The sequence below is a fragment of the Spirochaetota bacterium genome (assembly GCA_004297825.1).
GTDB lineage: Bacteria > Spirochaetota > UBA4802 > UBA4802 > UBA5368 > FW300-bin19.
The window spans coordinates 1-24505 of record SCSX01000076.1 but is presented as its reverse complement, the minus strand read 5'-3'; the positions used below and the strand labels follow the sequence as shown (position 1 = coordinate 24505).

17 protein-coding genes are annotated in these 24505 nt (G+C 57.6%); 12 read left to right on the top strand and 5 right to left on the bottom strand.

Translation table 11 applies throughout. From position 1 onward, the window contains the following. Positions 1-265: 265 nt before the first annotated feature. On the bottom strand, positions 266-850 hold the full coding sequence (locus tag EPN93_16685) for a hypothetical protein (protein TAL31973.1): 585 nt from the start codon (positions 848-850) through the stop codon (positions 266-268). A 218-nt stretch (positions 851-1068) separates the two neighbouring features. Here EPN93_16685 and EPN93_16680 point away from each other — a divergent pair, with 218 nt between their 5' ends. Continuing rightward, a complete protein-coding gene (locus EPN93_16680; GenBank protein TAL31972.1) occupies positions 1069-3195 on the top strand; it encodes a thioredoxin domain-containing protein in 2127 nt (708 codons plus the stop codon). After that, a complete protein-coding gene (locus EPN93_16675; GenBank protein TAL31971.1) occupies positions 3185-3571 on the top strand; it encodes a pyridoxamine 5'-phosphate oxidase family protein in 387 nt (128 codons plus the stop codon). Before EPN93_16680 ends, EPN93_16675 begins: the two co-directional genes overlap by 11 nt. On the opposite strand, the gene EPN93_16670 is transcribed toward EPN93_16675, so the two are convergent. The 4 genes from EPN93_16670 to EPN93_16655 form a co-directional block, all read right to left on the bottom strand. Further along, entirely contained in the window at positions 3572-4063 is a 492-nt protein-coding gene (locus EPN93_16670) for a hypothetical protein (protein ID TAL31970.1), read from the bottom strand. Between the two features lie 32 nt (positions 4064-4095). Further along, positions 4096-4380, bottom strand: a complete 285-nt coding sequence (locus EPN93_16665) for an antibiotic biosynthesis monooxygenase (protein TAL31969.1) — start codon at positions 4378-4380, stop codon at positions 4096-4098. Positions 4381-4621: 241 nt separating this feature from the next. After that, positions 4622-6796: an acylase gene (locus EPN93_16660; GenBank protein ID TAL31968.1), complete on the bottom strand. Its 2175-nt coding sequence runs from the start codon at positions 6794-6796 to the stop codon at positions 4622-4624. A 404-nt stretch (positions 6797-7200) separates the two neighbouring features. Further along, positions 7201-7866: a GNAT family N-acetyltransferase gene (locus EPN93_16655; protein ID TAL31967.1), complete on the bottom strand. Its 666-nt coding sequence runs from the start codon at positions 7864-7866 to the stop codon at positions 7201-7203. A gap of 258 nt (positions 7867-8124) precedes the next feature. Here EPN93_16655 and EPN93_16650 point away from each other — a divergent pair, with 258 nt between their 5' ends. The 10 genes from EPN93_16650 (at position 8125) to EPN93_16605 (ending at position 24286) form a co-directional block, all read left to right on the top strand. Next, positions 8125-8799, top strand: a complete 675-nt coding sequence (locus EPN93_16650) for a TetR/AcrR family transcriptional regulator (protein TAL31966.1) — start codon at positions 8125-8127, stop codon at positions 8797-8799. Positions 8800-9369: 570 nt separating this feature from the next. Beyond that, positions 9370-10167: a hypothetical protein gene (locus EPN93_16645; GenBank protein ID TAL31974.1), complete on the top strand. Its 798-nt coding sequence runs from the start codon at positions 9370-9372 to the stop codon at positions 10165-10167. Positions 10168-10239: 72 nt separating this feature from the next. Then, positions 10240-11334 (top strand): hypothetical protein, encoded by a 1095-nt coding sequence (locus tag EPN93_16640; protein TAL31965.1) that lies wholly within the window; start codon positions 10240-10242, stop codon positions 11332-11334. Positions 11335-11412: 78 nt separating this feature from the next. Beyond that, positions 11413-14166 (top strand): hypothetical protein, encoded by a 2754-nt coding sequence (locus EPN93_16635; GenBank protein ID TAL31964.1) that lies wholly within the window; start codon positions 11413-11415, stop codon positions 14164-14166. A gap of 203 nt (positions 14167-14369) precedes the next feature. Beyond that, the gene (locus EPN93_16630) at positions 14370-15668 is read left to right on the top strand and encodes a hypothetical protein (GenBank protein TAL31963.1); all 1299 of its coding nucleotides are present in this window, start codon (positions 14370-14372) and stop codon (positions 15666-15668) included. Between the two features lie 249 nt (positions 15669-15917). Beyond that, positions 15918-17291: an MFS transporter gene (locus EPN93_16625; protein TAL31962.1), complete on the top strand. Its 1374-nt coding sequence runs from the start codon at positions 15918-15920 to the stop codon at positions 17289-17291. Between the two features lie 55 nt (positions 17292-17346). Continuing rightward, positions 17347-20082: a hypothetical protein gene (locus EPN93_16620; GenBank protein TAL31961.1), complete on the top strand. Its 2736-nt coding sequence runs from the start codon at positions 17347-17349 to the stop codon at positions 20080-20082. Between the two features lie 34 nt (positions 20083-20116). After that, positions 20117-21331: a hypothetical protein gene (locus EPN93_16615; GenBank protein TAL31960.1), complete on the top strand. Its 1215-nt coding sequence runs from the start codon at positions 20117-20119 to the stop codon at positions 21329-21331. 69 nt (positions 21332-21400) lie between these two features. Next, a complete protein-coding gene (locus EPN93_16610) occupies positions 21401-21880 on the top strand; it encodes a DUF2147 domain-containing protein (GenBank protein TAL31959.1) in 480 nt (159 codons plus the stop codon). Between the two features lie 171 nt (positions 21881-22051). Continuing rightward, complete coding sequence (locus EPN93_16605; protein TAL31958.1) at positions 22052-24286, top strand: hypothetical protein; 2235 nt, start codon at positions 22052-22054, stop codon at positions 24284-24286. Positions 24287-24505: the final 219 nt, after the last annotated feature.

The window sequence follows — 24505 nt, the reverse complement described above, 5'->3', positions numbered from 1 at the left end:
GCTCTTCCGATCTCCAAAGTAAACCCTCCCGGAAACCGGTCAATATCGCGCAGAACGCGCTTCAGGAGCATGATGACGACAGCCTGACGGCTTGTTTTTAGCTTTGCCGCGGCAAGGGCAATATTTACGTAGACGATGTGGCTCATGTTTAAGGAAGTGCGAAGCATTCCGTATTCTCCGGGACAAAAGTGAGTGTCCAGAGTGAATACGAACTAGGCATGAAAAATATGAACGGTTTTCGCGGGGGGTTCCGCGCGCCCGGATTTCAGCCGGGGGGGATCCTGTTCTTGATGACGCCCTTCTCGCCGGTCTCGAGTATCGGCACGCCGAACATGCGCGCAAGCTGCTCCCGGCGGGACTCCGCGAGCTCCAGTCCCTCGATTTCCCGTTCGAGCGCGATGGAGCGCCGGCTGTCGCGATGGCAGAGAAACACGAAGTAGCGAAGGATCGTCATGTTTTTTTCGGGCGCCAGCGCGACCCCCTCGAATTCCCCCAGCGGCGTAACCGTGCCGCGCAATCCCTTCGAGAAGAAGGTTTTAATCCGGATAAGCACGCCGTCCCTGAATACCTGGACAAGGGTGACCCGGGTGTAATAGCTTATCCCGAAAAAGAGGGCGATGAGCGAGGGAATGCCGCATGAAAGCGCGGTGATGACGGAGCCGGTCGTGATCCAGTCGCCCGACCCGCCCTCCTGTCGGAGCAGGTAGATGATGAGCGCGCCTATCACGGCGAGCGAGACGGAGAAGTGCAGGTAGGATTTCCCCTTTCTTCTATGGAAGAGCGTGGTTGAAAACAGCGGTTCGGAGCGCTTCTTTGCGTTTCGGGATTTTTTTTGGGGTTTCTTCTTCATCGCGCCTGCCTCTCCTGTGGGCGTTCCCGGCCGGGAACCGGATACCAGTGATCGAGCGGACGCATGAAAACTCAATCAGAAAAAGGGAGCCTGGGCAATAAAAATCGGACATGGGCCGCCCGAAGGCGCGGATTCGAATCCGCGCCTTCGGGCGGTTCGGGGTTGCCGTTCATTCCGCGGGGCATTATATTGTACCATTCCGCACATGCGGGAACGATATGCATGAAGACACAATTCACGAGAACCGGCTCATCAATGAAACGAGCCCGTACCTTCTCCAGCACGCGCACAATCCCGTCGACTGGCACCCGTGGGGAGACGAGGCCTTCGCGCGCGCGCAGCGCGAGGACAGGCCGATATTCCTGTCGATAGGCTACTCCACCTGTCACTGGTGTCACGTCATGGAGCGGGAGTCATTCGAAAGCCGCGAGGTCGCGGAGATGCTGAACCGCGCCTTCGTGTGCGTCAAGGTGGACCGCGAGGAGCGGCCCGACGTCGACCGGCTCTACATGGATTTCTGCCAGGCCCTCACGGGATCCGGGGGATGGCCGCTCACGATCGTCATGACCCCCGGGAAAAAGCCCTTCTTCGCCGCCACGTACATCCCGCGCGTCTCGGGGCACGGGCGGGTGGGGCTGCTGGAGCTTGTCCCCCGTATCGAAACGATCTGGAGATCGGACCGCCGGCAGGTCGAGGAATCCGCCGACGAGATTTCCGCAACGCTCCTTCGCTTCGCAGGTTCCGATACACACACGCGGGGCGACGCCTCCGGGCCGGATCCGGAACAGGCCGTCCAGACCCTGCACGAGGAGTACGACTCCCTGCACGGCGGATTCGGGATGGCGGTCAAGTTCCCCACCGCACACGTGCTGGTGTTTCTCATCCGCTACTGGCGCCGCACGGGCGACACGCGCGCGCGCCGGATGGCGGCCGATACGCTCAGGGCGATGCGGCGCGGGGGCATTTGGGACCACGCGGGCGGCGGTTTTCACCGCTATTCCACCGACCGCGAGTGGCGCCTCCCGCATTTCGAGAAGATGCTCTACGACCAGGCCGCGCTCGCGGGCGCCTACCTCGAGGCGAGCCGGGCCTTCGGGGACGCCTCCTTCGCCGAGACCGCGCGGGAAATCTTCGCCTACGTGCTGCGCGACCTCGCCTCGCCGGCTGGCCCATTCTGCGCGGCCGAGGACGCCGACAGCGAGGGGATCGAGGGCAGGTTCTACCTCTGGACGCACGACGAGGTGGCGGGGGTCCTGGGACCGGAGCGGGCGCGATTGTTCGCGCGCGCCTTCGGGGTATTCCCGGAGGGCAATTACCGCGACGAGGCGACGGCGGTCGCCACGGGCGACAACATCCTCGTGCTGGAGAAGAACGCGGAGGAGCTCGCCGCGGGGACCGCGCTCGATCCGCGCGCGCTCGCGCGGGATCTCGCCGAAATGCTCGCCGCGCTGCGCGACGCGCGCTCCCGGCGGGAGCGCCCGCTCCTGGACGACAAGCTTCTCACCGACTGGAACGGCATGATGATCGGGGCGATGGCGCGGGGCGCACGTGTACTGGGTGACGCCTCGCTTGCCGCGGCCGCCCGGAAGGCGGCGGACTTTTTCCTGGCATCGCGAAGGACCGCGGACGGGGGGCTCGTGCATTTGGGCGAGGGGTCCCGCGCGATCCGGGGCATGGCCGACGATTACGCCTTTTTCATCCGGGGGCTCGTAGAACTTTACGAAACCACGTTCGTCGCCCGGTACCTGGGGGAGGCGCTCAAACTCGCCCGGTATTTCATAGCGCGATTCTTGGACGAGGAGGGAACCGCGTTTTATTCGACGGAAAAAGAGGGGAGCGTCGACTTGCTGTTCCGGCGTAGGGACGTTATGGATGCGGCCGTGCCTTCGGCGAACTCGGCGGCGATAGAGGGCCTGTTCCGGCTGGCGAGACTTACAGGACTGGCGGGGCTCGAGGAAACGGCCGCGCGCATCGCCGGCAGCTACCAGGCCGGGCTCGCGCGGCACCCGTCGGCGTGCACGGGAATGCTTGCGGCGCGCGAGCTCGCGCGCGCGTCCTCCTGCGAGATCGTGATCACGGGGGATCCCGGCGCACCCGTCACCCGGGCGTTCATCGACGCTGCCGGGGAGGTCTATCTGCCCCATGCCGCCGTGCTCCTCCAGGGCCCGTCGGGGGGAGAGCACGATCTTGCGGGCATCGTCGAGGGAATAGGGAACTTCACGCCACCGGCGCACGGCGCAATCGCCTACGTGTGTGCCCATTTCACCTGCCGTAACCCGGTGACGGACCCTGGGGAGCTTTCGGCGCTGCTGCGCGAATTGTCGGGAGGGGCCGATGGATCTTAAGGAATATTTCGAATCTCATACCGGTACGGGCGTGCTCGCCACCGCGGACGCGCAGGGCAATACCGACGCGGCGCTCTATTCCCGCCCGCATTTCATGGAGGACGGTACTATCGCGTTTATAATGAACGACCGCCTTAGCCACCGCAATCTCCAGTCGAACCCGCGCGCGACCTACCTGTTCATTCAGAAGGGCAGCCCGCGGGAGGGCGTGCGGCTGTACCTCGCGAGGCTGCGCGAGGACGGCGATCCCGCGGTCGTGGAAACGCTGCGCCGCCACCGGAAACCGGACGGTGACGATGCGGATAAAAAGCGCTTTGTGGTGTATTTCAGGATCGAAAAGACGCGGCCCCTGGTCGATCCGGGGCCGGGATTCTGATCAGGACGCCGCTTCCTGCCGGGTAATGAGCACCTCGCAGCGGTCGGCGCCTTGGTTGAGGTTTTTCACGTGCCGTACGAGCACTCCCATGTCCCTGCCGAAAAGGCCCCGCGCCATCTGCGTGTACGTTTCGACCGTGACGATTCCGCAGTCGGCGATCCCCGCTTTCGCGATCGCTTTTTGAACCTCGCACTCCGTCACGACGATGCTGATAACGTCCCCCTCGAGCGTGACCTTCCTGCCCGGGATATCCAGGATTTTCATGAAGATATCGACGGCGGACAGGAAATCCCCCGGCCAGGCGGGCTCGGGAAACATGAGGGCGCGGATACGCTTGCCCATGACGTAGGCGAACTGCCGCCATGCGTCGACGTCGAGCTGCCACGCCGCCTCCACCCCGAACTTCTTCGCCGCGGACATGAACCATGCCCCGTCCATGCGCACGAACGCGAAGCGCGCGAGTGCGAGAAGCTGGTCGCTGGAAACTTCCATGGGCGCCTGCCTGTGTAGTTGCCCGAGATTGGCTAGACGATCTCGTAGCAGGTCTTGAGGTCCATGCCGGGCTCGAGCAGCGGAAAGAGCTTTTCGAGGGAGCTGCCCAGGTTTGCGGAATGCTCCTTGAGCGCATCCTTGTCGCGGTACTTTTCGTAGAAAAGAATCGTCGCGTCGTCACCGCGTACGGTGTGTGGTATGTATTCCAGGGTTCCGGGCTCGGATGCCTTGACCTTGGGAACGATCTCTTTCAATATCCCTTTCGCTTCGTCCATTTTTCCGGGCTTTATCTTGATGGTGGCTACGACTGTGATCATGGTGATCTCCTTTGGATGAAAAATCGCTGCGTCGGGTAATCATAAAAGCGGGCCGGGAATTGGCAACGATAATAATTCGGGGGGCCGATATTACTCGCATCCCGACCGGTGCCGGAAACCGGGCTCCCGGGGCGTAATGGCGGGGCGCGATTTTCACGTCACCGCACGCCGCTTAATCCGGGCCCGCCCGGGAATCGGTGGAGCGCCGATTTACCCCTTGCCCGCCCGGACGCCGGCACGCCTATCGAATCCCCTTCATCTCCTCTCCCGGACGGTACTCCCTCTCAAGATGCGCGCGGATATCGGCCTCCGTCCGCCACGCGGGCTTGAGCTCGCGCTTCGCGAACAAGGGCGCCTGGTCTGCGTAGTGGGGCGAGTTTTCGTCCAGGGTGGCGCTCCCGTATACATGAATGCTCTGGGAGCGGACGCGCCCGTCCGCATCCCAGGCCACGAGCAGCACGTAGGAATCGCCCACTTTGCCGCGGAAGCGCCCATCCTTCCGGGTGTCGCCCTCGACGCAGTGAAGCGTATCGGGCCCCCCGCCCAGTCCCAGGTCGACGGTTCCCCTGATGAGCCGGTTCACCGTGCTCCACGGTACGCGCAGGCCGCCTAACGTGTCCTTCATGAGATTGGCCGCCTTCGCGAATCCGGCGCGAAGCTCCTCGTCGGACACATCGTCCACCGCGCGGCTCCCCTGCGGGCCCAGGAGGTTCCAGTAGGTGTGGATCGCGAGCGCAGTCCCCTTGTTCCCGGGGTCGGCGGAGAGGTCCCAGGTTCCCATAACGGCTCGCGCCTCGGCGAGGAGCGGGTCCGTACCCATATCCAGGCTTGTGACGCGCGCGCGGATCTTCGCAATCTTCGATTCCCTGGAGTAGCGCATGTCATACTTGTAGTCGTGGAATTCTTTCCAGGTGATCGATTCGTCCGCACCAAAGAGCTCGAGCGCCCTGAGCCCGCGGTTCGTCATTCGGTCTTCGATCCCGAGCGATGGCGCGAAGTCCGCGCGGCGCGGGTTTCCTTCCCCCACCGTTGTGCGGAAGGGCGTGTTGTTGCAATTCATGACGAAGCCCGAGGCGGGATTTTTCACCTGGGGGAGCCTCTCGTAAGGGAGGTACTTCGTCCAAAGCGTCTTCGAGGTGGAGCCGGGAAGGGTCTTCTTCCAGTCGTACCCCTCATCGCGAAGCGGCATGAGCGCCTGGTAAAGGTAGAAGATAGTGCCCCTGCTGTCGGCATAGGTACAGTTGAACATGGGAAGCGTCCCCATGCGCACGGCGCCTTCCCATTCCTCGATCGAGCGCGCCTTGTTCATCCGGTACCACTGCTCTACCTGGCGGATGTCGCCCAGTGCCGCATAACGGATAGCGAATACACCATGCGGGCGCCGCACCGCCGGACCATAGACGCACCAGAGCACCTCCTCGTTGAAGGTCCAGGACAGCGGCCCCAGGAGCTTCACCTTGATGGGGGCTTTCCGTATCTCGAGCTCGCGCCACGCGCCGTCGAAACGGTACTGGTTCGGATCGTCGGGATTCATCTCGAGCGCGTAGACGTCCACGAGGTCGGGGTAGTTGTTCGTGTGCGCCCATCCCAGGAACTCGTTATGCCCGTGGAGGACCACCGGCGATCCGGGGAAGAGCCCGCCGGTCATGTTCCAGCCCTCCTCGCTGTGGGCCTGCAGCTCGTACCAGGAGACGGGGCCCTCCCACGGCTGGTGGGAATTTACCGCGAGGAAGGTTTCACCCCCTGCGGAACGAAGCGGGGAGACCGCGATGGCGTTGGATCCGATGCGCGGAACGACCTTCGAGAAGGCGCTGCCGTTGAATGCCGACCTGAGGATGTCATCCCCCGGGCCCGCCGAAGCGCTCTTCTCCCCGGTAAAGAGTTCTTTGAGGACCATGTCCACTCCTACCATGAGCGGCATCTTGTGGACGAATCCGGCGACTACATGCTTCCCGCTCACGGGGTAGAGCCCCGGCAGCGCCTCATCCGGGTGCAGCGCCGCATAGTAGTTGATGCCGTCCGCGTAGGCTTCGCAGATAGTGCGGCTCCGGGGCGTGAGATCGGTTTCGTACTTCGCGTTCACGGTATCCCAGAGGCGTATCAGATGGACGAGGAAATCGTTTCCCGCGCCGTCCCTGCCCAGGACCGTCCCCAGCCTCCCGTTCACGGCCGTGAGTATGAGCTGGATGGTCTTGAAGTCGTCCTGGGCGTGCGCGTAGGCGATGCCGAAGGCGGTATCGGCGTCCGTTTTGCCGAACACATGAGGAACCCCCCACGAGTCGCGGAGGATGCGCACCTGGTATTTTTCTCCCAGGAGACGCATCTCCGCGTCGGTCCCGTCGTTGCGGGAACAGGCGAACGGCATAACCGCGATACACAACGCAAGTGCGTACGGAATAATATTCCGAATATTCATTGGGGCGCCTCCGCATGGAAGTGGCGGGACCGGTGCCGTGATTGTAAACCGCGCCGGTGAATTTCTCAAGCCCTAATTTTTTACGGGGGGTCCGATTCGACGGGCTCCCGGAAGCGCTTCCCCGGCTTCATCCGTGAAAATCCGCGACCAAAAACAACAGCATTGAGCCGCGGATAAACACGGAAACACACGGATAAGCACGACCGGAAAAAGACCGATCCGTGTAAATCCGTGAAAATCAGCGGCTAAAAACCAATGACATTGAAACAGGGATAGACAGGATGGGCAGGGATAAGCGTAATAGTGGAAAATGCTTTCCGTTAAAATCCTGTTAATCCCTGATAATAACGAAGGCATTGGGCCACAGACTGGCGTGGATTAAGACGAATAAGCCTGTAAATCACTCAGCCGGTCAATTTCTTGACAAACACCAGTGCGCGCACGTCCGGGGTGTCCGGCCAGAATCCGGGGGAAAGCCTCTCGGCGACGGAGTACCCGTGTTTCAGGTAAAAGGGCACCGCCCTCACGTTGGCCTCCGAGGTGACCAGGTGGATGCCGTTCACGCCGCGCGCGCGCATATGCTCCTCGAAGCGCACGATGAGCGCGGAGCCCGCGCCCTTCGACTGGAAGCCGGGGAGCATGTTGATGTGCAGGTGCGCGGGATACTCCCCGCGGATGCGCGCGGGCAGGGGATTCGCGTCACCGTAGCGCTTGAAGTGTAGAACCGTCCGCAGTGTTCCCGGATAGCGCCAGGAGGAGTACAGCAGCGCGCGCAGTGCGATCCGGGGCGCCATGTGACGGGAGAAACGCTTCTCCTGTCGCGCCGTGGTATCGGTCCCCAGGATATAACCCGTGACCCTTCCCGAGCCTTCTTCGCGGGCGACGAAGCAGTGTTCCGGTTCGTACCGTACGTAGTGGAGCGCGAAGATCATCGCGAAGAGGTGCCGGTCGCCAAAAAGCCCCGTACCGGTAAGGTCCTCGCCGTTGTGCCCGGTGCGGTAGCAGATGTCTTCAATCGCGCACGCGTCGGTGTCGCGCAATCCATGTATGCAGGAAAATGAAATCCCCATACGCTACCATAACGGTTTCCCTGGCCGGATCAAGCGCAATTTTATCATTCCGGAGCGGCGGAATTAATTCGGATGTTCGTGAAAACCGGTTGACAAAAAATTGCCGAAATAAATAATAACAAGCGTTCGTTATTATCGGTTGTTACGGGAATGGTCCCGCGCGTTCAGCACGCTTCACGGATATCGGTCGTCGGTATACGGCCGGTGGATTACATGGAAGTATGATCCAATTTCCTTGACAGCCTGTCGCCAGGATGAATACTCTATGAAGGGACCCCGGGGAAGGGATTAGAAACGAAGACGATAAAAGGCGGTACACACTTGAGCAATTCCATAAAGACCCAGATAAAGGATCCGGAGCTTATTAAAAAGCGCCATTTCCATATCGCGCAGCGGGCCAGCCAGCTTTTCATCAAGCAGGGATATTCGGCGACTACGATCCGGGAGATATCCAAGGCGACGGGAATTACTATCGGGAATCTCTACGATTATATAGAGAAGAAGGAGGACGTGCTCTGCCTGGTGTTCAACGTATTTCACCAGATGTGGATCGAATACCTGGAGAAGCACGGCGTTTTCGAAATCGAGGATCCGGTCGAGCAATTGCGCACGGCGACCCGCAGAATGCTCGAGCCGGTATACGATTACCATGAAATGGTTCTTCTCATGTACCAGGAGAGCAAACATCTCCCCAAAAAGTTTTTGCAGGAGACCATGAAAAAAGAGGGAAGCCTCATCGACTGCTTCGAAAAGATCCTTATACGCGGTGTCGAGAAAAAGGCATTCCATGTCGACGATACCTTTTTTACGGCAAACATGATAGTATTCCAGCTGGCAATCCCGTCGCTGCGGTGGTGGAGTCTTAAAAAGAAATTTACGACCGAGCAGTTGATGGATTTAATCGAGAGCGCCGTGATGAAATCGGTGCAGTAGGCGGCCGCTCCGGAACCGGTGAGGTGAGAGGGAAATGTTTCCAGATGCCGTTCGTGGCGCGGGGTTCGCGATTATGAGAAATGCCCGCGTTTTCAGGCAATCTATTGATACCGAACGCTCGATATCATTCGTTTCCGGTCCGGGCGTGTTCCTGCAGGGCGCAGACATGCTGATCCGCACGCATGCCATATTACCGTTTGGAAAGGGGACTTCATGAATTCAAGGGAGAGGGTAACTAAAGCGCTTAATCATATCGAGCCGGACAGGGTGCCCTTCGATTTCGGCGGTACGAACGTATCCGGGATCTCGATGACGGCGTATAAACGGCTGCTCGCGCATCTGGGCATTACAAAGGACGAGAAGGATTTAAGGACCTTCGATGTGATTCAACAGCTCGCGCAGGTCGATACCGAGGTACTGGACAGGCTAAAGCCGGATATCAGGGTAGTCGCCCCCCGCGCCTCTTCCGTGTGGAACCTCGAGATCCGGGAGGCGGATGGATATCGCATCTTTACGGACGAATGGGGAATTACCTGGAAGATGCCGGTTAACGGGGGCCTGTATTTCGATATGGCCGCCTGGCCGCTGGCGAACGCCTCCTCTGTAAGGGATATCGATGAATACAAATGGCCGGACGTGGGGGATAATGCGCGCTACGCGGGATTGAAAGAGGAATTACGGGAAATTTACGAGAATTCCGGCTGCGCTATCGTGATGCAGGGGGTCTCCGCGGGTTTTTTCGAGCTTGGGGGATGGCTCCGGGGCATGGAGAATTTCTTCGTGGAGCTTCTGGGTGAGCCGGAGATGGCATGCCGGATCATGGACAAGGCCATGGAAGTCAAGATGGCGTACTGGGAAAAAGTCCTCTCGATCGGGAGGGACTACATCCTCATCGCCCACGAGGCGGAGGATCTCGCCTCGCAGCGCTCCCTGCTGATATCGCCGGCCGTCTACAGGAAGTACATCAAGCCGCGTCAAAAGGAATTGTACGATTTCATCAAGAAACAGGCGCCGGTGAAAATCTTTTTCCATTCCTGCGGCGCCGTCAGGGAACTCATACCCGACCTGATCGAGGTGGGGGTCGATATTCTCAATCCCGTTCAGGTGAGCGCGGCGGGTATGGACACGAAAGAGCTGAAACGTGAATTCGGCCGTGATATCGTGTTCTGGGGCGGGGGCGTCGATACGCAGCGTATTCTTCCCCGGGGCACCGTTGCCGAAGTACGGGAGGAGGTGAAGAGGCGCCTCGAGGACCTGATGCCGGGGGGAGGGTTCGTTTTCAACACGGTGCACAATATCCAGGCCGACGTTCCCCCGGAGAACATCATGGCTATGTGGGAGACTTTGCAGGAGTATGGCGTCTATTGATCGATAGTGAAGCCGCCCGGTGTATCGCTTTAATAAACCCGGTGGTGTCGTCGCAATGATGAGACGCGGTGGATGGGGAATTCAATGACCGGAAAAGAGCTTATAAAAACAGCGCTCAGCGGGAAGAAACCGCCGCGCCTACCTTATGTTCCGGTCATTGACGGTTACACGCAGGCGGGTCTTCCGGAGCCGTACAACAAACTGGATGCCCTCGATATTCAGCATTACTTTGGCGCCGATATGATCCGCACGCACTTCACCGCCGCGGAGCGCTACGATTCCACGGTCAAATTCTCCATCGGCATGCTGCCGGGCCAGGCGGGGGCCCTGTGCACGCAGTATGAGACATTAATGGGAACTCTTCGCCGCATGGACACTTTTACGGAAACCTCGCCCAATATACCCTTTCCCACAGAGCACCTCATCAAAACCGCAGGAGACCTGCGTGTGCTCCGGAACCTTATCGAACACACGCAGTTTGAACCCACATATGAGCCGATTGCCGCCGCTATTCACAAATTTCCCGATGTCCAGGTAGCGGCGGGATTGTGGCAGACGGGGTATCAGGAGCTGCTGACCGGTCTCGTGGGGGTAAATAACTTTATCAACTTCATGTATGATGAAAAGGACGAACTGGAAGCGACTATCGAGGCCATCAATAGCAAGCGCCTTAAAGAGGCGCACATGGCCGGGTTGTCTCCCGCCGAGGTGATTATCTGCTACGAGAATACCAACGTCGCAAACTCTTCGCCGCAATGGATTAAAAAGTACGAGCTGCCGGCGCTGAATGAATGCGCGAAGATTCTGCATTCGTATGGAAAGAAGTTCCTCATCCATATGTGCGGTAAAATCGCGTTCATCATGGACGATATTGCGGAATGTCAATTTGACGGCATTATTGACGTGGCTCCTCCGCCCACCGGGGATTGCAATATCCCCCCGGAGGCCGAAAGGCTTTCCGCGAAAGGAAAGATTTTAGGCGGAGGAATCGAGTGCACCGTCTTCGCGGAAAAGGATCCGGAAGTATTCAGGGAAAAGGTGACTGTCCTTATCGAATCGACGAGGCATATACCCGGATTCATGCTCGGAAGCGGCGACGCAACTCCCAAAGGGGTCACTGTTGAGAATCTAGGGATAGCGAGAGAGCTTGTCAATGCGCTCGGATAGATCCGTGTGTGCGTTGTTTCCGGCCGGTCACGCGGCTTTTTGTAACAGGCAGCGATACATGAAGATGGAGAGAATCAAATGAGCAAGAAATCCTATGGATCGGGCCATTTTGGCGAGTGGATCGAAGATGAATTCGGTCTTCCCGCGTACCGATATGACTGCAACCAAGTCACGGATACTAAGGCCGTGAGCCCGGTAAACCCGGTCCTGCGACCGCCGACGGAACATCTTCACGAGGTGGGGAACGACCGCCTGGTGGGCGTCGCTTCGAACTTTGGACATGTCCAGGTGCGCCAGGACGAAGGGGCGCCGAAATTTCTGAACGACTTCGATCCGTCAACGCATCAGTTCGGCGGGGGAATAGGATACCTTGCGGACCGGGATGAGGTGATAAGCACCTTCTACGATGGGGGAGACCGGGATTTCAATCGCGTCTTCGGCGTGGGGTACTTCAGGAAAACCGTTTCCACGGATCGCTATACGATCGATCAGACCATATTCGCGCCATTCGGTGACGACCCGCTGCTCATCTCGAAGGTCAGCATAACCAATAACCGGGAGGTTCCCACCGACCTTCGCTGGATCGAATACTGGGGATGCAGGATGTTCCAGTTTTCTTTCAGGTTTACGATTTACGCGGGTATGGAACAGGACATCGGGAAATCAGCGGGACTGCGCCGGGAATTCGCAAAGCGGTTTCGACAGAATGCCTCGAAATTCGGGGATTGCGGGCTCGTGACGGAGACAAAGTTCGCTGGTTGGGAGCCCTCCCAGGAAGCCCGATGGAACACACTTCAGGGGCTGTTGGGCACCGTAGCAAAGAATGTGTTCGGCGGGGCCATTAAAACGCCCCGTGAGGATATTACCTTCGAGGATCTTGATCCGCCCAGGATATTCCTTCTCTCGCTGGATGCGCCTGCGGACGGAATGAGCGTCGATGCGGAGGCCTTTTTTGGGAAGGGCGGGGCGGCGGCCCCCGATGGGGCGAGCGCTCCCCTGCCGGGTGATCCGGCGCCGGCAGCCGGGGAACAATGCATGCTGCTTGAAAGAAGGTTCTCGCTTGCGGCGGGAGAAACCCGCACGCTGAGCTTCGCGTTCGGGTATCTTCCCGACGGTTACGATGTGGAATCGCTGGCGGAGAAATATCGGATCGAACCCGGCCGCGTATTGGCAGCCTCCGGTGAAGAGTGGAAGAGGAACAGGATTAAGTTTGTCACCCGGGACGATTCCTGGGTGGACCGCGAGCTTCTGTGGCACCATTATTATCTGCGCGGAAATCTTACGTTCGACAGCTTTTTCAGGGAGCATATCCTGGCCCAGGGCCATGTCTACCAGTACATACTCGGCTTCTCGGGCCCCAACCGCGATTCGCTTCAGCACGCGCTTCCATTTCTCCTGAGCGAGCCGCGCATCGTCAGGGAAACAATCAGGTTCGTGTTGAAACAGGTCCTGCCGGACGGGGAGCTGCCCTATTCCACCACGGGTCATGGAATGTTCATGCCGAGCCGATTTTATCCCAGCGATCAGGAGATGTGGCTCCTGTGGCTCGCGAGCGAGTATGTGCTTGCGACAAAGGACCTGGCATTCCTGGATGAAACCATTTCCACCTATCCGGACGCGGACGGGAATTCCGGGACTGCACCCGTGCGTGCCCTGCTCGGCCGGTGCTATTCTCATCTGGTTGAAATTACAGGAACGGGCACGCACGGACTGCAGCGTCTTTCCAACGGCGATTGGAACGACGGAATCGTACTGGACAACGTGACCGATGAGGAGCAGGCGAGGGTGCGCGCGATGGGCGAAAGCGTATTAAACGCCGCGATGGCCTCACACGTTCTTGAACGATATTCATGCCTTCTGGCATTGGCACATCAGGGGAGCGCTGCACGCGACGCGCGCGCAATGGCGCAGGCCCAGCGGGAAGCGGTGCGCGCGCAATGGGGCGGCAGGTGGTTCAAGCGCGCGTGGCTGACGCCCGAGATGGGCTGGGTGGGCGAGGACGAGATGTGGCTCGAACCGCAGCCCTGGACGGTGATCGGGGGCGCGGCGTCTCCCGACCAGCGAAAAATCCTTCTCGAAAACATCGACGATCTCCTCAGGCGGCCTTCCCCGATCGGGGCTATGCTGACCAGCAGGACGCCCAGGCATTATATGTCGGCGCCGGGCGTGGGCACCGGCGGCGGAATCTGGCCGTCCATAAACGGGACGCTGGTTTGGGCGCTTTCGCTCATGGATCCGTCCCTTGCCTGGGACGAATGGAAGAAAAATTCCCTTGCACGGCACGCGGAGGTATACCCCGAAATATGGTATGGAATCTGGAGCGCGCCCGATACCCTGAATTCGGTGACGGCAAGTTTCCCGGGCCACGCGCCGTTCAACGAGGCCCTGGTAACGGGGATCGATCCCGGCTACAAGGATTCGTACAAGGTGAAGGGGATGAACTGGACGGATTTCCCGGTCATGAACATGCACCCGCACGCCTGGCCGCTCTATTCCCTGGTGAAACTGATGGGCATTGAATTTACCGTCGACGGGGTATGCATAACGCCGACCTGCCCCAAGGCCATGTACCGGTTCGAATCCCCGCTCGTGGGACTTGTCAAAACCGACCAGGGCTATTCGGGATGGTATGCGCCGAAAACCGCGGGGACATGGCAGATACTGCTCCGGCTGAAGGACGAAGCTGGCACTCGCTCTACAAAACTCGAGGTAAACGGTGAGGAACAGACCATCGGGACCGATTCCGGTGATGGTATAAAGTTTTCAGGATCCGGGTCGGCGGATGCGCCGCTGCGCTGGTCGATCACGCGAGAGCGGCAGCCCGGGATATGAATCCGGCATTCGGGGTCGATAAAATTTAAAAAAAATTATTGACAGTATCGGGATTCTGTTAGCTGGCTGAATTATTGATAACGAACGATCGTTATCTTTCGCATCGAATCTCCGGCTCGTCCGGGGATGTTTTCCAGGCCATGAGCATCACCGCCGTGAGGGCGGATACTAGTCGTAATAGAATATTTCCAGGAGGATTGACTATGAAGAGGATTTTCTTAGCGGCTCTGGCGATCATGCTTGTTCCCATAATGACCGCACACGCGTTCGCGGCCGGCGTTACGGTCAACGGTACGTTTACGCCCCAGAGCATGCGGCACACGACGAGCACCGTGACGGACGCCGAGGCGGCTTTTTTTAATCCCGGGGGATTCGGCTTTGCCGATCCGGGACTGTACGCGACCGCGGCGAATTTTTTGATTTTCGACCGGCATCATTTGAAAGACGCAAGCGCGGACACGGATTACCGGGGCAGCTCGGATATCTACCTGTTTCCCGCCGCGTCGGTTTCCTTTGTGGCGGATGAATGGGCCGCGTTCCTTTGCTCCGGCGTGATAGGCGGCGGCGGATCGGCGACGTACAATCACGGAAGTGAGGCGCTCGATTCCAATGTGTTCGATCCCACAGGGTTTCTTACCACTCAAACCGGGCAGGCGTTTACCCCCACCAAGGCAAAGGTTTCGGGAAGTTCGGCGTCCTTGCATTTTACCCTCGGCGGTGCCTACGAGGTGATTAAAGACATGCTCTCGTTTTCAGCGGCAGGCCGATTTGTGAGCGGTGCAGGGAGTTCCCAGATTGAATATTCTGCCTTCATGAATGTCGCTCCCGCCAATACCGTGACGAGCAAGGTAGAAACTGAGGAAAAGGCTAAAGGATATGGGTATGTCGTGAGTATCGCAACCAAGCCGACCAAGGAATTGAGCATTTCCTTGAAATACGAAAGTGCGATAATCATGGAGTGGGAGAACGAGGTGGTGACGAATGAAGCAGTTGCTTTCAATCCTGCTATCGCCGCGGGCCTGATAGCTCAAACAGCGGCGACCGACGGCGTGAAGAAGCGCAAAGACATTCCCGCCGTGGGAAACATTGGCATCAGCTACAAGATTACCCCGGAGGTTGAGGTAGGCACCGGTTTTGGCTATACGTTCCAGAAGATGGCGAATCTGTCGGGCGACCAGGAGAATCATATCGACGACGCATGGAGCGTAACGGGTTCGGTCGAGGTCACGGTGATGAAGGGTCTCAAGGTCGGATTCGTGCACAGCTATTCCGATAACGGGACGCACAATACCGGCGAATCCGCCGGGCTCGCGGAGGCGGCGACGTATCCCTGGGTGATCAGCGACAGTATCGGGATAGGCTGGGAAGTGATGCCGGGACTCATCGTTGAGGTCGGATACGCGTACCAGTGGTACGGCACCTATACGGAAAAGGGCCACGACTTCGAGAACAGCAATACGCGCAACGCATTCGGATTTGGCGTACAGTACAAGTTCTTATAGTTTAAAAAAGGCAAGGCGTTCAAACGGTTGTCACACTGCCGCAAAAAGGTGTGACAACCGCGATTTTTCGCCCCGTGGCGGTCTTTGCACACGCCGTTCCGTCGAAGCACGCGGATTTATCAGCATATACAGGATTCCGGAGAGGAGAAGCACACTGGAGATCGTGAATGCCGTATATCCTGATAGTTCCGAAAATTTATCTTGAATTCAATTTAGCAGTTTTGCACTAACCAATAAGGAGCGCCCGGAATGTCCAAACCACAAATCGTACCGCAAGAAACATCGGCACCCCTCAGCCTGTTACGGAAGCTGGGTTACGGGGTCGGCGATTTCGCGTCCAATATAACCTGGCAGGTCGTCAGGCTTTACCTGTTGTTTTTTTACACGGACGTTTTCGGCATCACCGCCGCGGAGGCGGGCGTGATTTTCCTGGTTTCGCGCGTATGGGACGCGATCTTCGATCCCATGATCGGGTATATCGCCGACCACACGCATACGCGGTGGGGCAAATTTCGCCCGTACATATTATTCGGGTCGCTGCCGCTGGGTATAATCCTGGTCATGACGTTCACGACCCCGGACCTGGGTCACGACGGAAAGTTCGTCTGGGCGCTGGTGTCGTACCTGCTCCTGGTTACCTTATATTCGGCGGTGAATCTGCCGTTCTCGTCACTGACCGCCGCCATGACCCAGGATACCAACGAAAGGGGAACGCTTTCCGGATTCCGGGTATTTTTCGCGATACTGGCGGGCATACTCGTGGCCGTGAGCACGCTGCCGCTGGTGAACTCGTTCCCGACAAAGGAGATCGGTTTTCGCAACGTACTGATTATTTTTTCCGCGATAGCGACGATAGTATTCTTCATCACCTTCCTGAGCACCAGGGAGAGAATATCGGTCGAAAGCCATGTGGGCTATTCACTGAAAGAAGCGCTCAGGCTTCTCATGGCGAACAAACCGCTTATCGCCCTGAGCATGTCGGTGTTTTTCCTGGGCATCGCCAATACCATGACCGGCGCCACGAGCCTGTATTTCATAAAATACAATCTTAAGCGCGAGGACCTGTATCCCGTCTATGCACTGTTTGTCGCCCTGTGTCTCATCGTGGGAGTCGTGCTTTCCACGATCATGAGCAAGCGGATCGGAAAGAAGAACATGTATTATGCCGCGATCGCGATAGGTATGGCGGTTAACGTCGGGGTTTTCGTCACTCCCTACAGTAATATCGGACTCATATTCATCTTAGGCGCGTTAGGTGGAATAGGCGGGGGTGCGGGGGCGCAGCTCATGTGGTCCATGGCGCCCGATACCGTTGAATACGCGGAGTGGAAAACCGGCCTTCGCGCGGAGGGACTTACCTATTCGGCTTTCTCCTTCGTACAAAAGCTGGACACGGCGATCGGCGGCGCGTTCGCCGGGATGATCCTGGCATTCGTGGGTTACGTTCCCAACGGCGTCCAAACCGGCACCGCGTTAAACGGAATACTGGGCATAATGACGATCGCTCCTTTCACCGCGGGAATCCTGGGGATTTTCTGTATGCGCTGGTACTCGCTGGATTCCGTAAGGTTCAACACGATCGTTTCGGAATTGAAGGAAAGAAAAATCGGAACGAAGGGGTGAGGGCGAAAATGAATACGATCGCGAACTATGCGAGGGATTGCCGGGGGATTGGGGCATGACCGCGAAGCCTTACGGATCCGGGTATTTCGGCGAGTGGATGGAGGATGAATTCGGACTTCCCGCGTACCGCTATACATGCAACCAGACAAAGGATCCCAAGGCGGTCACCCCCCTAAACAAAAAGTTAAGGCTGCCGACGGATCATATCCACCAGATAGGCAACGACAGGCTGGTCGGTGTGGCGTCTAACTATGGATATATACAGGTGCGGCAGGATGAGGGCGCGCCGAAATTTCTGAATGAATACGATCCGTCAAATAATCAATTCGCCGGGGGTTTCGGATACCTTACCGATGGAACGCAGGTGTGCAGTACCTTTTATCAGGGTCAGGACGAGGGCTTTGAACGAGTCTTCGGCGCGGGATACGTGCGCAAGACGCTGAGCGGCCGGGATTACGATATCGACCAGGTTATCTTCGCGCCGTTTGGCGACGATCCGCTTCTCATCTCACAGGTCACCGTTACTAATGGAAGCGGCGCGCCCGCCGACCTGCGATGGATCGAATACTGGGGTTGCCAGATGTACCAGTTTTCCTTTCGCGCGACGATTTACGCCGCGGCGGAACAGGAGATGGGCAATGTAGTGCGCATGCGCAGGGAGCTTGGAACCAGGTTCGAACGCAGAATCGCGGAGGCCTCCCCCGGGAGGGGTATCGTGGTTCAAACGAAATTCACCGGCTGGAGCCCCGAACAGGAAAAAAGGTGGAACGAATTCCAGGAGTACTTCGGGACACAGGGCAAGGACATCTTTGGCGGGGAGATCAGGTTCCCGTCGAAAGGGATCGGCTTTGAAGACCTCGAACCGCCGCTGGTCTTCCTGACCTCGCTTGACGCAGAGGCGCAGGGATTGGAGACGGATGCGCGGGCTTTTTTCGGCAGGGGAGGCCCCGGCAGTCCCGAGGGTTTGAAAAACCCGCTGCCCGATACGCCACGGCCGGGCGCGTCCTGCGACGGCATGTTTCTCGAGCGGCGGTTCCGCCTTGAACCGGGCGAATCGAACACGATGCATTTCGCGTTCGGTTATATTCCGGAGGGATGGCACTACGACACCCTCGTTTATAAATACAAGCGAAGCTATGAGAGCGCATGGAAAAATTCGTGCACTCGATGGAAGGAGAACAGGATCGAATTGTCGCTCGCCGATGAACCCTGGGTCGACAGGGAGCTCTTCTGGCATCATTATTATCTGCGCAGCAACATGACGTATGACAGCTATTTCAAGGAGCATATAATCTCGCAGGCCCACGTGTATCAGTATATACTGGGTTTTCAGGGGCCTCCCCGGGACGCGCTGCAACACGCCCTTCCGTTTATCTTTTGCGATCCCGGCGTCGTGAAAGAGGTCCTGCGCTTCGTTCTAAAAACGGCCCTTCCCGACGGCGAACTCCCCTATGCGGTCACGGGACGCGGGATGAGAATGCCCAGCTCGTTTCATCCCAGCGATCTGGAGCTGTGGCTCCTCTGGCTTGCCGCTGAATATGTTTTGGCGACCAAGGATTCCGATTTTCTGAACGAACGCATCTCCCTGTACCCGGCTTCGGACGGAGAATCCCGCGTCGAAACCGTCATGGGCGCGCTTATGCGCTGCTATACGCACCTGGTCGAAAGTACCGGATACGGTGCCCATGGTTTGCCCCGGCTGCTCAAGGGCGATTGGAACGATGGGATCGTCGTCGAGTATGCGCTGAATGAAGATATCGAGAGCGTGCACCGTAACGCCGTGAGCGTATTGAACGGGGCGATGGCCTCGTATGTACTGGAGCATTTTTCCCGCATGCTTCGGTTCGCCGGAAATCCGGAAACGGCCGGCGCGCTCCAGAGGGCGGCGGAAACGCAAAGAGAAGCCGTGCGGGCGCAATGGACTGGAAAATGGTTCAGGCGCGCATGGCTCTCGCCGGAGATCGGCTGGGTGGGAGAGGACATGCTGTGGCTCGAACCGCAGCCGTGGTCCATTATCGGCGGGTCGGCCACCGCCGATCAGGCGAAAGCGCTCGCCGGAAGCATTGACGAGCATCTGAGACGGCGCTCTCCCCTGGGGGCATGCCTCATGAGCGGTACCCTTGCGCGGAGCAGGATAGCGCCGGGCGCGGGGGCGAACGCGGGAATCTGGCCCTCGATAAACGGGACCCTGATCTGGGCGCTTTCGCTCGTGGACCCGAACATGGCGTGGGATGAATGGAAGAAGAATTCCCGCGCCGTCCACGCGGAACGCTTTCCCGATGTCTGGTACGGAATCTGGAGCGGACCGGATAAGATCAATTCGGTATTCTCGCGGTATCCCGGGCAGACCCAGTTCGACGAATCGCTGCTCGAGAAGGAGGGCGTAAATTCGACGCAGGCATACGGACTGAAGGGAATGAACTGGACCGATTTTCCTGTCATGAATATGCACCCGCATGCATGGCCCCTTTACAGCATGGCGAAACTCATGGGGATCGAGTTTACGGGCGAGGGGGTGCGCATCACGCCCAGGCTCCCGAAAGCGGAATACCGGTTTGCGTCGCCCATCGCGGGATTGTGCAAAACCGCATCAGGTTACTCGGGCTGGTACGCGCCGCACCGCGCAGGCACGTGGGAAGTGGTGCTGACTCTTTCCGAAGAAGAGTTGCTGAGATTCCGGCGCCTTGAGGTCAATGGATCGACTGCGCCTTTCCGCGCGGCGGAGCACAAGGCTTTTACATTTTCAGGTACGGGCTCGCGTAAGCAGCCGCTGCGGTGGTCGCTTAATTGAATATAAATGAAATCTGCATTCCAGGAGCGTTTCAATGAAGAAGGTGATGTGGTCGATTTGTGTTTCGATATGTGCAGTCTTGCTTGTGTTTGCCTCAACGGCTTTTGCGGCGGAGGAGGGGCCGAAACACTTTCTCCTCCTGGGAGCGGACACGCCCTTCAGCCCTTCACTGTATGAGGGCTCAACGCCTATCGTATCGTATCGGTACTTTATGCGCGATCCCGGTAATAACCTGTATGGGGAATACGGCCTGGATACCACGCTGATGTTCTTCATTCTGAGCAGGAAGACCGATTCGATCCAGATAGGAATCAAGCCGCAATTCGGAATGTTCACCTATTCGGCGTACAGCGATTTCGATCGCGGATTGAATTACCCGGACCGGAACTTCGCCGGCTACGCGCCGGGGGTCGAGGTGTTCCTGGAAAACAAGTGGGGCGACTATTTCACGACAAAGGTAAAGTACCTCGCGGCCTATTATCTTTACCGGGAGAACGAGCGGGGCGCGGTGGGAAGGCGCACACAGATAGATCTTCCCAACGAGCACCTGGAGCATAAGCCGGGCGGGGAGTTCCAGATAGGCAAGGTCGTCACGGAGGACATCGGCAGGATAAAGAGCGGCGCGATGATAAAAGCGCGGTATGAGTATTCCCGGAGGGTCGGGTACGGCACCTGGGTCGATGTGCTTCCGGGTTACGCGCTTGGCGATCCCTCGGGAGAACGCGCGACGAGCATAGAGGACACCCATAAGTTTTGGGCGAAGGCCGGGTTATACAAAAACAGGAGAGGCTATACCCTCCAGATGGAGATAAGCGGGGCGTATCATACCGGCGTGGATAGAAACAACGCCGAGGCGATCGGGAGTTTCAATCCCGGAACCGAGTTTTCGAAAATCCCGGGATATTATATCGGCGAATTCCGCCACAGCGAATGGGCCGTGTCGAACATCGTCCTGGGGATGCCCATCGCGTTCTGGAATTCGCGCATCGCCGTCGGATTCTATGCCCTCTACATGCCCCAAGACAACCGGGTGATAGGGCAGCAGGATTACCCGCGTGAATTATACCGGTCCGTTACCCTGGGATTGAGCACCCTGCTCGCCGATGCGCTACCCTTCGGGATCTCATACGGGTACGGCATCGATGCGCGCAGGAGCGACCAGCGATACCAGGACGTCCTCGCGGGCGAACAGGTCAGGACGGAAAAGGGAAACCATGAGGTCTTCATCTATGTCTACGCGGCGTTCTAATGAACCTCGTTTCCCGTTAAACGGAACTCGAGGATGGGTGCGCACATCTAATTAACCAGGAGGAGTGAAATGAAACCATTAGCAAGGGGCGTCGTCGCGATACTCTGCACCGCGGTTCTGTGCTGTCTATGCGGCGGGACCGTGAACGCCGCATTTCCCGAGGAGGGCTATTGGAAAAGCGTGGACGATAAAACGGGCATGGCCACGGCCTATTGGCTCTTCACGGTCGACGGGGGGGTGTTGTCCGGGTTCATTATCAGCTATCCCAACATGAAGCCGGACGATACGTGCACGGCCTGCAGCGGCGGCGCGGAGGACTGGAACAACAAGCCCATCACGGGCACCGCGTGGCTTCAGCTTACCGAACGCACCGCGGAGGGCATCTGGGAAAACGGTTACATCATCGATTCGAAAAAGGGAGCGAAATATAAGGCTAAGGTCTGGCTGGAGGACGGAAACCTGAAGATGCGGGGCTATGTGGGGTTCATGTACAGCACCCAAACATGGTACCGGACAACAAAGGAGCAGGCCGAGGCGGGAGAATTTTAGCATCGGCGGCGTGCGTACCGGGGCTCCCCCGTCGGAGTGCGTCATCATGATCCGACGGCGGTCCGGACGCCGGCAGGAATTCGTCCGGGATTCGAGCGCGGCAAACGGGGTGCGGGCCGAAACCCGGTGCAGCACGGTATCCGGGCTGCACCGATAATTCAAGGGGATGTCATGAAACATTCGAACAGAGCTTCTTCCTCGCTGATGTGCGGTATTATTGTTGTTCTGATAATGCTGACCGGCACCGCGCGCGGCGTCCAATCTGCGACGCCTGTCGACCTTGGCACGCTCGGGGGCGAGAATATCTGCGCGGGTGTGGAATATCTTTTCGATCCGGAGAAGCGCTACGCGTTTTCCGATATTACCCGAAAGGACGTCTCATCAAAATTCATTCTCAACACAAGGGATAATCTCGATTTTTCGATTGAAACACGTGTGTGCTGGGTCCGGTTCAACGTCTCCAATCCCATAAAGACCGATATTAAATGGCTGCTCGAAATCGCGTATCCGCCGCTCGATATAATAGAGCTTTATATCCCGGACGGGGAGGGGAGATATTCCGTGCGAAAAAGCGGGGATACGCTTCCCTTCGCCTCGCGGGAGTTCTCCGCCAATACCTTTGTCTTCCCGATAACCTCGGGCCGTGGAATCACTACAATATATTTACGCGCCGAAACGGACGGTAACCTGAATCTGCCTTTGCGGAGATGGTCCGAAAGCGAGTTCCGGCTGAAGGAATCCCGGGAACACCTGATAAACTTCACCACGCTGGGGATACTTTTCATTATCGGAATATATAACCTGATGATTTTCCTCGCGGCAAGGCGAAAGGAAATGGACGGCCTCTGGTTTTCTCTCATGACGTTATGCTTTGCGTTCAATTATCTCACCATGACCGGATACGGATTCCAGTTTTTCTGGCCCAACGCGATGTGGTTCAATGGCGCTACGGTGCCCTTCGCGCTTCTGGTATTCCTGTTCCTGGCATTTTTTATCAAGGACTTCCTGAATACGGCAAAAACGGTGCCGCGATGGATGAATGTCATTCTTTCCGTCTACCGGTACTTGACCATGCTTGAGCTTCTCTTCTATGTAATATTTCTCGCAAGCGGCCGGCCGATCCCCCTGATTCTCTCCCGGCTCTTTTATGTATGGCTCCTGATGACGGGGCTGGTCATGATTTTTTCCATGCCGATGGCTTTCGTATCCGCCAAATGGGGGAAGAACAGGGCCGGCTGGATATATTTAGTTTCATTTACCCCCTTTCTTATCATCATGGCGTGGCTGGTCGTCGGCTTTCTCAGGATAATTCCACCCCTGCCGGATGCGGCGTTACGCATTGCCCCGATCTGCATGATCGTGCTGCTCTCGGTAGGAATCTCCGACAAGCTTAATGTTATGAAGCGGCACCTCGAATCTCTGAATAAAGATCTTGAGAAGAACGAAAAGATAGCCAGGGGCAGGGCCGCCTACCTCGAAGAACTGATGGACACGGTTTCCGGCATGTCGAAGGACCTCGTAGCACTTAGCGCCGAACTGAGCGGTATGGCCGGAAAATTATCGGAATTGTCGCAGGAGCAATCCTCGGCCAGCGAGGAGATGAGCGCATTGTTTGAAGAGCTTGCGGCTTCCAACGAAACCGTATACAAATCGACGGTGGATTTGAAGGAAGAGGGCATCAAAACGAAGAAGCTCGTCGAAATGCTCGATGAATCCCAGCGGACGATCGCCAGGGCGACATCCTCCGCGCTCGCCAGCATCGCGCAAATTACGTCATCCACCCGCGAAACGGGAAGCACCCTGGAGGAGATGACGGGGAAAATGAGTATCATCGAAAGCGGGGGAAAAGCGATCGGCGAGTTCATGGTGATGATAGACGCCATCACCGACCGGGTAAATCTCCTCTCCCTCAACGCGGCGATCGAAGCGGCCCGGGCCGGCGTTCACGGGAAGGGATTTGCCGTCGTAGCCGATGAAATAGGGAAACTGGCGACGGCGACGGCCGATAACTCGAAGGAGATTTCGGAAAGGATAGGTGCCATCATTAAGGATATCAGTGAAGGGATTCGGATCGTCAATGTGACCAACGGGAAAATTATTTCCATCGTAAACAGCACGGCGTCGATCTCCTCGAACATCGATGAATTCAAGGTCCTCATGGACACGCAGACCGGCGCCATCACCGACGCGGTTGACCAGGCGAAGGTAATCGAATCCTTTTCAAAGATCATGGAGTCCTCGATAAAAGAACAGCGTGCGTCCATAGGGGAAACCATGAAGATGATCGAGCGGCTGTCCGAAATGGCACAGGAAATGAATTACTCGAATCTGAAAATCGCGCAATTTTCACGGACGATCGATTCGAAGATAAACGTTTTGAACGAGGCGGCAAAGGGCTTCTCGTAGACCTTATTTGTATCGACAGCAGCCCCGGGTACGGCAACAGGTCTCCGGTTTGCATTAAAAATCGGCATGGGACTGGAAAAAAAAGATAACGAACGATCGTTATTGTCCCATACGGGGAGTAAAACCCTCGACTTCAGTCGAAGACTTTAGTATGCTTGCGGGATGGAAAACTATCGTAGGTCAAGTCACTCGATATACGATATAAAGTATCATATTGTG